Annotated in this window: 12 protein-coding genes; 1 reads left to right on the top strand and 11 read right to left on the bottom strand. The window is 27.1% G+C overall.

The annotated features are described in order from the left end of the window. Positions 1-144 precede the first annotated feature (144 nt). Positions 145-1,422, bottom strand: coding sequence for a hypothetical protein (locus LPC13_RS02965; RefSeq protein WP_234088584.1), 1,278 nt, complete (start codon positions 1,420-1,422; stop codon positions 145-147). A 256-nt stretch (positions 1,423-1,678) separates the two neighbouring features. Between LPC13_RS02965 and spoVB the strand changes: the two genes are divergently transcribed. Next, complete coding sequence (spoVB, locus tag LPC13_RS02960) at positions 1,679-3,181, top strand: stage V sporulation protein B (RefSeq protein ID WP_234088583.1); 1,503 nt, start codon at positions 1,679-1,681, stop codon at positions 3,179-3,181. Between the two features lie 94 nt (positions 3,182-3,275). On the opposite strand, the gene LPC13_RS02955 is transcribed toward spoVB, so the two are convergent. The 10 genes from LPC13_RS02955 to LPC13_RS02910 form a co-directional block, all read right to left on the bottom strand. Continuing rightward, a complete protein-coding gene (locus tag LPC13_RS02955; protein ID WP_005213885.1) occupies positions 3,276-4,880 on the bottom strand; it encodes a putative polysaccharide biosynthesis protein in 1,605 nt (534 codons plus the stop codon). Positions 4,881-4,897: 17 nt separating this feature from the next. Further along, positions 4,898-5,866 (bottom strand): RluA family pseudouridine synthase, encoded by a 969-nt coding sequence (locus tag LPC13_RS02950; RefSeq protein WP_005213884.1) that lies wholly within the window; start codon positions 5,864-5,866, stop codon positions 4,898-4,900. Positions 5,867-5,934: 68 nt separating this feature from the next. Beyond that, entirely contained in the window at positions 5,935-7,116 is a 1,182-nt protein-coding gene (locus tag LPC13_RS02945; RefSeq protein WP_005213883.1) for a M20 metallopeptidase family protein, read from the bottom strand. Positions 7,117-7,261: 145 nt separating this feature from the next. Then, positions 7,262-7,642, bottom strand: coding sequence for a hypothetical protein (locus LPC13_RS02940; protein WP_005213882.1), 381 nt, complete (start codon positions 7,640-7,642; stop codon positions 7,262-7,264). An 18-nt stretch (positions 7,643-7,660) separates the two neighbouring features. Further along, positions 7,661-8,053 carry a 3'-5' exonuclease gene (locus LPC13_RS02935; protein ID WP_234088582.1) on the bottom strand — a complete coding sequence of 131 codons (393 nt, stop codon included), beginning with the start codon at positions 8,051-8,053 and terminating at the stop codon, positions 7,661-7,663. Positions 8,054-8,232: 179 nt separating this feature from the next. Then, a complete protein-coding gene (locus LPC13_RS02930; RefSeq protein WP_234088581.1) occupies positions 8,233-9,423 on the bottom strand; it encodes an AbiH family protein in 1,191 nt (396 codons plus the stop codon). A 51-nt stretch (positions 9,424-9,474) separates the two neighbouring features. Further along, positions 9,475-10,143, bottom strand: coding sequence for an N-acetylmuramoyl-L-alanine amidase (locus tag LPC13_RS02925; protein ID WP_234088580.1), 669 nt, complete (start codon positions 10,141-10,143; stop codon positions 9,475-9,477). Between the two features lie 189 nt (positions 10,144-10,332). After that, complete coding sequence (locus LPC13_RS02920) at positions 10,333-10,737, bottom strand: phage holin family protein (protein ID WP_234088579.1); 405 nt, start codon at positions 10,735-10,737, stop codon at positions 10,333-10,335. 43 nt (positions 10,738-10,780) lie between these two features. After that, positions 10,781-11,089, bottom strand: coding sequence for a hypothetical protein (locus LPC13_RS02915; RefSeq protein ID WP_234088578.1), 309 nt, complete (start codon positions 11,087-11,089; stop codon positions 10,781-10,783). 21 nt (positions 11,090-11,110) lie between these two features. Continuing rightward, positions 11,111-13,648: a hypothetical protein gene (locus LPC13_RS02910; protein WP_234088577.1), complete on the bottom strand. Its 2,538-nt coding sequence runs from the start codon at positions 13,646-13,648 to the stop codon at positions 11,111-11,113. Between the last annotated feature and the right edge of the window lie 52 nt (positions 13,649-13,700).

Here is a 13,700-nt window from a genome sequence, read left to right as displayed (position 1 = left end):
TTAAATTTCTCATATTCACATATTACAATACTTCTCCAATATAATGCAAAATTTTTTAATTTTTATATAAAAATTTTACAGCTATGTTTTAACACTATTTACACAGCTGTAAAATCCTTACTAAATCTCTATTATATATTTTTCTTATTTCTTACTTCTTTTGTATTTATACAATAAACATATCAAAATTATTATAAGAAAATTAATTAAAAATATTAGCATAAATTTAGGTATATTAAATCCAGTATTATTATTTGCAACTTCTACTTTATATACACACCCTATGTTATTATCTAATATATAAATACTAGATTTATAATATTTTATCTTTTTTATATTACAATTATCATTTAATGCTATTATTTCCCTAACATATCCATCTTTATCTTTTGCATAAACAATATTTTTCTTACTATCTGCAAAAATAACTGTGTCTTTAACTAAAAAGTTACCATCATCATCTATAGCTAATCCTCTTAGAGATGAAACTGAAGTATGCTGATACATAGGTCCTAATGTAACTTCAGTAGGATGATTTGCTATAACAAAGGAAAGTTTACTATCTTCATCTGCAAATCTAGGTGAAATAATTGGATCTCCACCACTAAAATCTGGCCATCCATACCATGCCTTCTCTTTTATTTCATAAATATAATCAAAGTCATCCTTTACTGGTCTAACACCACTATCCTCCATTCCACCAACTATTGCTATCATCTTTCCCGAACTATCAAAGTCTAATCCTTCTATATTTCTAAGTCCTGTTGAGTAAGTAATTATTTCATTTGATATCAAGTTATATTTTAAAATCGATGCATTACTTAAAGCTTCTTCTTTAATTTTTTCTCCTTCATTTATAATTTTACCAAACTCACTAAATGCACTCGTTTTAGTATTACCATAACTAACACCAGTTGATATCCATTCAAAAGAAGCTTTATCAACCTCTCCACCTTTTTGTTCTACTACTCCTGAGTTAGTATTAGATCCAATTGTAATGTACAAATCATCATTATTTATTATTATTTTAGTTTCTTTATTCAATCCTTTATTCGGCATATTTTCCACTAACTGAATTAACTTTTTATCATCTTTATAATACCTTAAAATATCATTTCCTGTTGCTATTATAATATCTCCTTTATAGCAGGCAATATCATAAATATTAAAGCTATCTTGCTTTAATAAAACTTCTTCCTTGTTATCTTTAATTACCTTTATATAATCTTTATAAGCTATATATATATTACCTTCATTATCAAAATCAAAAGAGACAGCATCTATGCAATCTTTTATATTTATTGACCATTCTATATTTGAATAAATTAAATTTAAATTATATTTATTACTGAATTCATATATACCAAAAGCTAAAGTTATAACTACTGTAGCTAAACATAAAAATTTCAAAAATCTTTTCATCTCAACTCCCCCTCTTTATTAATAATTTATATTTTTAACATATGAATTATTACTTAATACAAAAATTTATATTAATCATATTCCTTTATTTTACTGAATAAGTATTAATGTAATTTAACATAAATATCATTTATATGTATATTACTTATTAAATATAGTTAATTAAGCTTGTATACTCACTTAAGAATTATCTTTTTAAAACTTAAGTTTCATTAACAAGGCTATAATTTAAAATCTTACTTAGGGGGGAATCTATTTGGAAAAGGATAATTTCTTTAAAAACTCATTTTTTTTAACCGCATCAAATATTACCACTGGTATTTTAGGCTTTATTTTTTCTATTTATTTATCAAAGATTAGTGGACCTGAAGGTGTGGCACTTTACGGTTTAGTAATGCCTATATATAACCTTTTTATATGTCTTATGACTGCTGGCGTGATTGCTGCTATCTCTCAACGTTCTGCAATATATTCATCTAAAGGCGAATATAATAATTTATTTAAAACAATACGTACAGTAGCTTCCTTTAATATAATCTGGGCAGTTATAATAGGTATTCTAGTATTTATATTATCTCCTTACATAAGTAAATACGGAATACAAGATACCCGTACATTAAACGCTATTAGAGTTACTTGTCCTGCAATGATATTTATAGCTCTTTCCAACATATTAAAAGGATATTTTTATGGTATATCAAAAATAGTAGTTCCTGCTTTTGTTGACATCTTTGAAAAAGCTATGAGAATAATTATTATAAGCTTATTAGTTTATGTATTTAAAGCACAAACACTTTCTTCTTTAGTTACATTAGCGTACGTTTCACTAGCACTTGGTGAGTTGCAAAGTTTACTTTTGCTTTATGCTTATTATAAAAAAATATCAAAACAACTTCCTAAAAGCTATGAAAAAACAGAAAGTAGAGCTCAATTACTTTTTAATGTTTTAGTAATTTCACTTCCACTTTGTTTAAATGGTTTTTTATCTAATGGCTTTTCAACTATTTCAACACTAATAGTACCACGTCAATTGGTTGCTTCTGGTATTGATTATAGCGCGGCTCTAAATTTAATAGGAAAATTTTCTGGTATGGCTCTTACTATAGTTACTTTTCCCCTAATAGTTGTTAATTCTATAAATTCACTTTTAGTTCCTGATTTATCTAAAAGTATAAGTGAAGGAGATTATTATAATGCTACACAAAGAATTAAAACAGTTTTAAAGATAGCCTTTTTACTAGGAATGGCAACTACTATTATTTGCTTGGTAATACCTGATTCTTTAGGTATGATGTTTTTCGGAAGAGATGACTTAGGACTTTATATAAAACTTTCTTCATTATCAGCACCAATTTTTTTCACCGCTAATACAATGTTTGGTATTTTAAATGGTCTAAATAGACAAAGTATAATCCTTAGAAATTCTATTATAGTATCTGTAGTCGAAGTTATTTGCCTTTATACATTAACTGCTATTCCTAGCATAAATATTTTTTCTTATGCAATAACTATATGTATTACCTCATCCATTAGCTTAATAATAAATTTACATGAAGTAAAAAAGCATATCGATCTAAATATATGCACGGCTAACATTATTATCTTCTTTCTTACAGGAGTTTTAGTATTTCTTATGATAAGATTATTTGCTAACAGACTCTTAGGCGATTTATTTATTACTAAAAACATAATAATTTTAGTTTTAACTTATGGAATTTTTGCTTATTTAAGTAGATTTGGTATAGACGAAGATTTTTAAAAAATTTCCTAGGAAATCTTTTAATCATAAGATTTTATTTCACAAAAAAGAGTTTGTAGTTAATTTCTACAAACTCTTTTTATTATTTAAAATATTACATTTTTTTACGTAAAAATCTTGGTAATAATGTAAATAGCTTAGGTGAAAACCCATCTAAGTCCTTTTTAGTTATTCCACCTAAGAAAATAGAAATTAATAAATATACAATTCCTCCTATAGCAACTAAAAATAATACCATAAAAGTAATTGAAAGCCTTCCACCTTCAAATATATTTATTAATCTATTAAGTGGCATTCTTATACTATAAATAACTATCCCCATTACACAAGATGATATAAAAGGAATTATGGCAAGTCTTATTACAGGAATTTTAATTCTAAATATTCTTCTTAATCTATTTTGATTTATTATTGCTGGAATTAAAAATGTAAAGAAAGTTGCTATTACAGCACCTAAAATATTTATTTCCTTAATACCAACAAGTAAAGATTCTATGACTAATTTAATTACAACACCTATAAAAGCTGTTGTTAATACTAAATATAGCTTATTTATACCCTGTAATATTGTATTTTGAATAGTTGTAATAGACATTAAAATTAATACTACTGACCCATACATTAGTAAATTATATCCATTTGTAGATCCAAATATCATGATATATATTTCTTTACTTAATATAGCAAGACCAAATGCAGATGGAATTGTTATTAAATAAGTTAATTTATAAGTATATGCAATTTGTACTTTTAACTCTTTTCTATTCCTACTTGTAAATGCCTGAATTATTTTTGGGAATACAGCAGAGCTTAATGCAGTTACTATGGCTAATGGAACGTATAATAACGTATTATAAAATACTAAAACTGCATATCTAATACTAGCCTCACTCTCCGTAAAACCTGAATCTAATAATTTCCCTTTTACAACTATAGCATCAACTAATGAACTTGCATTTTGCATACCTGCCACTAATATAATTGGTAATCCATATGCGATAAGCTTTTTTAATATTTTTTTATCACTTAATTGCTTATCACTATTATCATTTTCTATAGCCTCATCTTCATAATCATATTTATTATATATATATATTATGTATACTACAGCTATAATGGCCCCTACAGTAGTTCCTACAGTTCCTCCTGCGCTTCCCCATTCAATACTTACCTTAATTAGTAAAAATGCAAAAACTAAACTTATTACTATATTTGCTATTTGTTCTATAACTTGAGATACTGCTAAATTTTTCATATCTTCAATTCCTTGAAGGTATCCTCTATAAGCTGCTAATATACAGCTAAACAGTATAGTAGGTGCCAAAAATATAAGAGATAACGATGCTCTTTCCCAATCAGTTGCTTTTGCAAGAGGCTTTGCTATCAATATAAATATTACTGTTATGGCTCCACCTATTATAATTAAATATTTTCTTGCAATTTTCATAGCTCTTAATGCATCTTTATGATGTCCCATTGCTCTAAGTTCAGAAACAACTTTAGTAACTGCTGGTTGTGCTCCAAGACTTGTTATCGCCAGTATAAATACAAAATAAGTATAACTTGCTTGATATATTCCTATTGCATCGTCTCCAATAATTGCCTTTAGTACCGGAACATACGCAGCTGATAATATTTTAACTAATATTCCCGCTACAGATAATATAAGAAAACTACGACCCAATGATTTCTCTTCCATAACTTACCCCTTTTATGTTATATAGTTACCCTAAATACATCCTTTCTAATCTTTTTAAACATTGGAGGTAGAGATTCTGCTATTGTCTTATTCTTTAAATATTCAAGCTTTCCTTCTCCACCTTTAAATATAAGTTTATATGCATAAAGGTATTGATAATTTAATCCAAACTTATTATCAAAGAATGAATTAAGTTTTTTATCACCATATTTAAAATCACCTATAATTGGATTTCCTAAATGAGCTAAATGAGCTCTTATTTGATGACTTCTACCAGTTATTAAATCAATCTCTAAAAGTGAAAAACTTCCACAAGTTTGTACTGTTTTAACTTCCATAGCAATTTCTTTTGTATTAGGTTTCTTTTCATCATAAACTTTAGATATATTTTCATTTTCATCCTTAGAAATATATCCTTTATATAATCCGTCTTTAATTTTGCCTTTAACTAACGCATTATAATATTTCTTTACTTTTCCTTCTCTTATCATTTCATTCATAGTTCTTAATGCTTCGAAATTTTTACCAAATATTACAACACCTGATGTATTTCTATCTAATCTATTACAAGGTGCTGGAGTAAATGTTTTTTCTCTTTCTGGTATATAATCCCCTTTATTATTTAGGTAAGATAATACATAATCTGTAAGTGAAGGCTCTGCTCCCTTTTGATCTGGATGAACTAAAACTCCAGGCCATTTTTCAACTATTAATATATTATCATCTTCATAGGTAATCATTAGCCCACTTGCATTAACTTTTATAAATGTATCTACTTTCTTTTCTTGCTTACTTTGAAGATATTTGATTTCGATAACATCACCTAATTCTAAAGAGTAATTTTCTTTCTTTTTAAGCCCATTTACTCTTACATCACCTTTTCTTAAAGCTTTAAAAATTGCACTTAATGGTACATCCTTTAAATACTTTCTTAAAAATTTATCAAGTCTTTGACCTGCTTCATTTGTTCCTATTTCAATTTTCAAAAAATCAACTCCTATAACTTATCTACTTGTATATATTTTCCCCATTGTAATAGATTAATATTATTTTCTCATCTTGTCAAATAATCCACAACAAATTCACATTGTATAGCTACCCCTAAAGATAAACATTCTTCGTCTATATCAAATAAACTATTATGTGCTGGATGAATTATTCCTTTAGTTTCATTCCTACATCCTAAGAAATAAAATACAGCCGGAACTTCATTTGCAAAATATGCAAAACTTTCAACTCCCATTTTAGGATTTTCTTGAACCTTAACTCCTTCTTCTCCTAATACTTTCTTAGCTGAACTTTCTAATAAAGAAACCATAGTATCATCATTATATAAGCAAGGATAAGAATCTTCTATTTCAATCTCAGCTTTAGCTCTAAAAGTCAAACAAATGCCATCAACTATTTCCTTTAATCTTTTTTTTGCAAACTCTCTATCAGTCATACTCATAGTTCTTATAATTCCACTTAAAGTAACTTCTCCTGGAATTATATTAGGAGCTGTTCCCCCATGAATACTTCCTATTGTCACTACTGCTGGATTTAAAGGATTTATTTCCCTACTTACTATATCTTGAAGAGAAGTTATTATATGCCCTGCTATTACAATTGGATCTACTGTATCTTTTGGATATGCCCCATGTCCACCTGATCCTATAATTTTTATGCTAAAAGGATTGGATGCTGCATTAACAGTTCCTCGTCTTACTTTAATTTCTCCAGAATTAAAACATTCATCTACATGAAGACCACAAATAGCATCAACATTTGGATTCTTTAACACACCTTCTTCTATCATATTTTTGGCTCCACCTGTAGTTTCTTCTGCTGGTTCAAAAATTAACTTAACAGTTCCACCAAAAAGTTCTTTATGCTTATTTAACAAAATACTAACTCCTAATAATATAGCAGTATGTCCATCATGACCACATGCGTGCATTTTTCCACTTATCCTAGATGAATATTTACAACTCTTTTTATCTTCAATAGGTAGGGCATCTATATCTGCTCTCAATGCAACAACCTTTTCATTCTCTAATTTCTTTTCACCTCTTATTATTCCACATACTCCTGTTTTAGCAAATTCTTTATACTCTATTCCTTCTCTTGTCAATATTTCTTTTATATATCTAGAAGTGTTTTCCTCTTCAAATCCTAACTCTGGATGTTGGTGTAAATACCTCCTTATACTTATTAACTCTTTTTCCATGCTTATTGCTTCATTCTTAAAATTCATATTGTATCCCCCAATTTAAATAAGATAAAATTGTGTCAAATTATAAATTATATATATTATTTATATTTAAAATTGTATATTATGATAAATTTGACACAATCTACTAAAATTATATATTATCAGATATTATTTTTCAATTAATTGCTTATTTTAGTAACTTTTCCAATTGATAAAGTCTAAGCCTATCACTTTGTTCAAAATTTTCACTAGACCTTCTTTTCTCTAATAACTTCATATATTCATCATATTGCGCATCACCAAGTTTTTCTCTTATTACATTTAATTCACACTCTCTAATATACTCTCTTTCTTCTTGAGAAATCACTTCATAATTATCTAATTTTTCAATTATACCTTCTAAGTTCTTCTTATTTTCATTAGTTAAAAGGCTTTCATTTTTTTCAATAAAATTTTTTATTTTTTCAGCCTCCTTTGGAGATGCATAAGCTCCAATTGTAAATATATTTAAAGTTAGTACTAATGAAATTATAACTAAAATAAATTTATTAGTGTTTTTTCTATTCATAACAAACTCTCCATATCTTTATTTTATAATAATTATTAAATTATTTTCCATTAGTATTCTTAATGAAAAACTTCTAGGAATATCATTTTTAAAATCTAATGTAATTCTATCACCTTCAATATTTTTTACTTTAGCATCACCATATTGCCTATGATATACAAAATCTCCTTTTTTAATTCCATAGTTAGTAACATTACTTTCCTCCTCTAGTTTACTTTCAAAAATAAATCTAGACACATCACTAAATTTTCCTCTAATATTCTTTGGCGTAAATACATACAGATTTTCAATCGCTCTTGTCATCCCTACATAAAATAACCTTCTTTCTTCTTCTATATTAGTATCCATTGAAGATTTATGTGGTATAGTTTCTTCATCACAATTTATTATAAATACATTTTTAAATTCCATACCTTTTACACCAGGAATATATATCTTTGAATAGCTACAATACTGATTATTACTATATTTCCATGGTTCTTAGCTTAAATTACTCCATACACTATATTAAATTATTATTCACAAAATTAGCTTGTTTTAAACAAAAAAGCTAATGCTCGTAAACATCAACTTCTCTATTCAACATTTTACTACTTTTGTATCTCTTTAAAAATAATTTTAGGATATTCACCATAACAATTTCTATTCAATACATCTTGTCCTACAATCCTAACCATATTAGCTATTTTATCTGCATAATCATCTTTATCATAATAAAAAATAGTTGTCTTAGTACTCGGAAACTCTATTAATTCCTTTAATATATCTTTATCAGTAATATCTAACGAATGACCATAAATGTAAAGGTTATTACAATATCTATATTCACCTTCACCATTCAATTCCATTATTTCATTATTTTTATTATCAACACAATATTCCCTTTCCTTTTCTAACCAAATCCTATATAAACATTTTGTTTCTTTGTATATTCTTTGAAAATATTTTTTAAATTTAATAAATTCTATTCTTGTATCTCTATCTTCTTTTAAATATTCGTCTATCCCTAATACCATGTTATTATCTATTTTATCCCTATTTATATCTATATTTCCATGAACATAATCATAATCACAATTTCTATTATTATCATATATTTTTTCATAAGTATTAGTATAATTAAAACTAATCACTTTATCTATTTTAGGTATAATTTCAATATCACTCAACCTTTTTTCAACCTTTACTTTTCCTACAAATTCTCCTAGATATATTTCTAAACATCTAATAAGATTATTTAATTCATTATAGAGTTCATCTATTATAACCTTAGCATCTTCTCTATAAAAATCACTTGCATGAAATTTGTCATTATGATCCTTAATATTCTTATTTTTCATTTTATCAAGAAATTCATCTGCTATATTATACCTTAATGCATTATCTATCTGAACTTTACCTGTTCTCTGTTTATCACTAGTTAATTTAAGTAAATAATCTAAACTTTTAATAATTTCTGATATTTCAAATTCAAAATCAATCCACCCTTTATTTTGCAAATCAAATCTATCCTCAAAATATTCTATAAATATATTATTCCTAACTAAATTATCAAACTCTTTTAGAATATTTGTGTGATTTGAAAAATTAAAAACTTCATCACTTAATAAATATTCTTTAATATTTTCATTCAATTTACAAAAAACAGGATACTTTTCTACTTTTTCACGTGTATTTTCTTTCAAATACTTAAATACTAATACAAATTCCATAAACTCCCAATACTTTGTTGGTAATCCATGTGCTAAATCAAATCCATTTCCTATTACTAATATATTCATAACATATCTCCTTAAAAATACTATTATGTAATATATTATACTATTCTTTTTCTATTTTCCTAATACTTCTAAAAAAGAATCAAAACCTGCTTTTTTTAATTTATTCTGTCGAGCCAAAGCATTATTTCTGTCTTTATAACTGCCACAAATAACTCTAAAGTAAATATCATCAGTTGTATTGTTATTTGTAGTTAACTCTTTACCTATTTGTTTCAAACAACCTCTTGCTATACCTTGTGCTATAGCTTCAAACTTGCTATCAAATAATCTATTATCTGAACTATTATCAATAAATCCCACTTCGATTAATACTGCAGGATTTTTAGTTTCCCTTAATACATGAAAATTAGATACTTTAACTTTCCTATCAACAAATCCAACATTAACTAATTCTAAATTTACTTTATTAGCTAATTGTTCAGCAGCATTACCCTTACTATAAATATGTGTTTCTATTCCTTTAGCCGCCTCTGGTTGATAAGCATTTCTATGAATACTTACAAAATAATCGCATCCATTTTTATTTTCAAATGCACTTCTTTCTGATAAACTTACTGCTTTATCCGATTCTCTTGTATATAATACAGTCTGCCCATTTTTCTTTAACAATTCACCTACTCTTAAAGCTAATCTTAAAACATCGTTAGACTCTTTTCTTCTATTATAAGTTGCACCAGAATCACTTCCACCATGACCTGCATCAATAATAAATTTTGCCATAATATAACCTCCTATGATTAAAGATATGAATTATATAAAAGAAGCAGCCATTTCTGACTGCGAGAGATATGTTGATTATGAATAGAATAATATTTAGAGGATAATATAAAATAAGAGAGAAAAATAACTTTATTCTATCAATTCCTTTTCTCACCATAATATATATACTGTTTAACGCTCTTTGTGTACCTATATATTAGAATTTTTTTCCCCTTTATCTTTTAATACATATATAGCATTAATAATCGTTTCTGGAAATGGTACACCTATCTGCCCTAAGTTTTCAACAATACTTGTCCCTTCATTAGCTATCAAACAGAATAATAAAGCCGATCTTAAAGCACCAGTATCGCCAATAAGTCTATCTAATTGAACTGCAAGAATTACAGCTAACATATATCCACATTTCTTCCATAAGCCTTTCCTAAATAATTTACTTTGGTATTCACCTTTATAATAATACTTAAACATTCCTGTAAATGTATCTAAAACAAGAATTATGCAGAAGACTTCAAGTAAAGTATCTAATCCTCCAAATAAATATCCAATTACAGCACCACTGGCCGCAAAAATAATATTAAATTTTTCATTCATGTTTTGTCACCTTTTATACACGCTTTAATGTGTATATCCTTTTTTAGATTACAACTAAGCTAACAAGTAATCCTCTATTTACATATTTAAAAGTATTTATTATGGCAAGTTGTTTATTTCTATATTTACCTAATAAAACTCTTCCATTTTTATCAATTGTATATTCTTTCTTATCTAATAAACTTTTATATTCAACTGTATCTAAATACAAGCAATATAATGGATCATCTTCCATTATTTCTGCCCCCATATGTTCTTCTTTTATATCTTTTGACATGCTCTCTTTTAATAACCCTTGAGAGATATCCTTTTTAGTTGGTTTAACAATTATTTTCTTATTGTCTTTATCCATTTTATTATATCCTCCGTTAAGTTATTGCCTTGTAGAATTTATAGTAAACATTCTATTATATAAGCTCAAGAAACCATGTTGTACATTATAATCACTATTAATTTCTCTAATTCCTTCAATTATAGAATATGTTTTACTAGCATTACTTGTTTTGCTATAAATAATATTACCTAATAACATATTCGTCACAAGTTGTTGTCCTCTATAACATTCAGTTACTCCAGTAAACATTCTCAAAGCATTTCTAGTATTTCCATCATCACTCACTCTTAACTCTTCTATATGAGTTCTTTTTTCAGTCTCTGACCATTCATCCATAACATTACTAGTAATACATGTAGATATATCCATACTGCATAAATACGCATATTTTTGAGGTGTTAAACTTCTTTCTATTCCTACTACCTTACCCGTTGAACTAATATACATAGGAACAAAAGGTTTAAAGTTAGATACTGAACTACCATTACTAATTACTGTAAGATCATTAGAAGAATTAATATCATATCTGAATATTTTTCTTACATTAGTATAAACTCTTCCAATATAGTTACCTTCTGTATAGTTTCTTGTGTCATAATAAGTTGAATAAATATATCCACCTTTAGCACTCATTCTAAATGTATTAAAATTATAATCATTAAGCTTTATATCTCTACCTACATATAAATCTGCAACATGAGTAACTTTATTATTATATACAAGGTTAGTATAACATTTGTAACTATAGTTAGATGCTGTATTTGGATAAGCATATATAAATTTACCTCTACCTATAGGAAGTCTTATAACATCTTCTCCCATAAAGCCCCACTCTTCTGTAAATAACATATTATCACTTGTAGCATCTGTTTCAGATATTCCTCCTACTATTATGCTACCTTGTGTACATTCTACTTTCATTGATGTTATTGTATTCCATATGTTTATTGACCAATATTCTGCTCCACCACTTTTTGTAGTATCATACGTATAAGAGGTGCTGCCCGTTTTAGTATATAAAGTTACTTTAACTTGAGAAGATGAAGATGAAGCATTAAAGAACTCAAAATAAGCATTTTGATAGTATTTAGTAAAGCCTTTAATATCTACAGATTCACCTTTGTTGAACTGTATACCATCATCAGTTAATGTACCACCATCAAATAATAAATAATCATCAGTAGACTTCTTGATGTAATTATCTCCTAACCCTCTATCAATAGGAGTAGTATTAGCTAGAGTAGGCTTAAAAGTACTATCAGAAGAGTTGTAGTTATCTTCAACGAATAGTTTTAAGTCAACATCTCTATCAGTTTCTTTATTATAACCAAAAGCCATAAAGTTGTTATTAAAATCATTATATTCATTTTTATCGTATACAAATCCTTGGATAACATATTTACTAGCAATAGTTATTTCACCAAAACATTCAAAAGTAGAATTTAATGAATCATACCATATAGCTAAGATACAATCCCTACTATTCTTTCTGCATAATATAAAGAAGTATTCTGGTCTTCTTTCGCCCCAGAATCTATCATTATAACTTAAATACCCTCTTCTATGCATAATTAAACTTTCATTAGTATAAGGATTAGAGTATATTTCTTCTATACCACTTGTATTAGATACAGTTTGAGATATTTGTCCAGTAAAGTCTTCTGAATAGAAGGTAAAGTTTAATTTACCACTAACAACATCAACTTTAAAATGCTTCCATTCTCTATTGAATATATTAATAGCTTGATAAGAAGAATAAAAACCTGCTTTAGTATCTGACATCTTCTTAATGAAACATGTATTAGTATTAGTAGTTGTTAACTTTTCTTTAGCAATACTATCTCCAACATTCCAACCAGTGGGATTATCTGATTCAAGTCTACCAGTAACCCCAAAAATGGTTTTACCTTTTTTAATATAAGCTGCAGGATCTTCTACTCCAAAGCCTTTAAGTATTAATGATGTGTAACCACCTTTAGGAATAACTACATCCATATAACCAGTAGGATAAACAGTAGTTTCACCATTACTAGGCATAGCCCCTTGTTCAGCAACTCCATATTTTGTATACATTTTAGAAGTAGAAATAAAATCTTCTTTAGTAGCAGTAGCATCTTTAAATTTAAGATTATTAATAGCTTCGGTTACATCATCAATAGAAGATGTAGAATCAAGTTTATTAGTAGAAAATAAAGGTGCATTATTTAAGTTATTAATGACTTTTGTTCTAGCTTTAGAAAAATCATCTTCTATTTCATTAACTCTTCTATCTGGATTGTTAAAACCGTCTGTAGTTTTGCCAATAGAGTTAACAATCCAATCTATCTTTCTATTGGCAACGGGAAAAACCTCTTTTACAGCATCTTCAATATTAGTAGCTGAGAGACCCGTATCATAATTACTGAACTTAACATCAGTAGCTTGAATCTTTGCTGAATTAATACCATTATGAGTATGTGTAGATGCTTCATGTAAAGCAGTATCAATTAATAAATTATTTCCATTGAACAATTCATTGTCTGGCCTATCTCCTCTTTCAAATAAAGTCAAACCAATATTAGGTGTTTTATTTGCCATACATTTGTCCTCCTAAATTTATTTTAAGAGTAAAAAATTTGCACTCTTCATA

Source organism: Clostridium celatum, assembly GCF_021412605.1.
Taxonomy (GTDB): domain Bacteria; phylum Bacillota; class Clostridia; order Clostridiales; family Clostridiaceae; genus Clostridium; species Clostridium celatum.
Note: the sequence above shows the minus strand (reverse complement) of the source record. Positions and strands in the feature narration are given on the sequence as shown.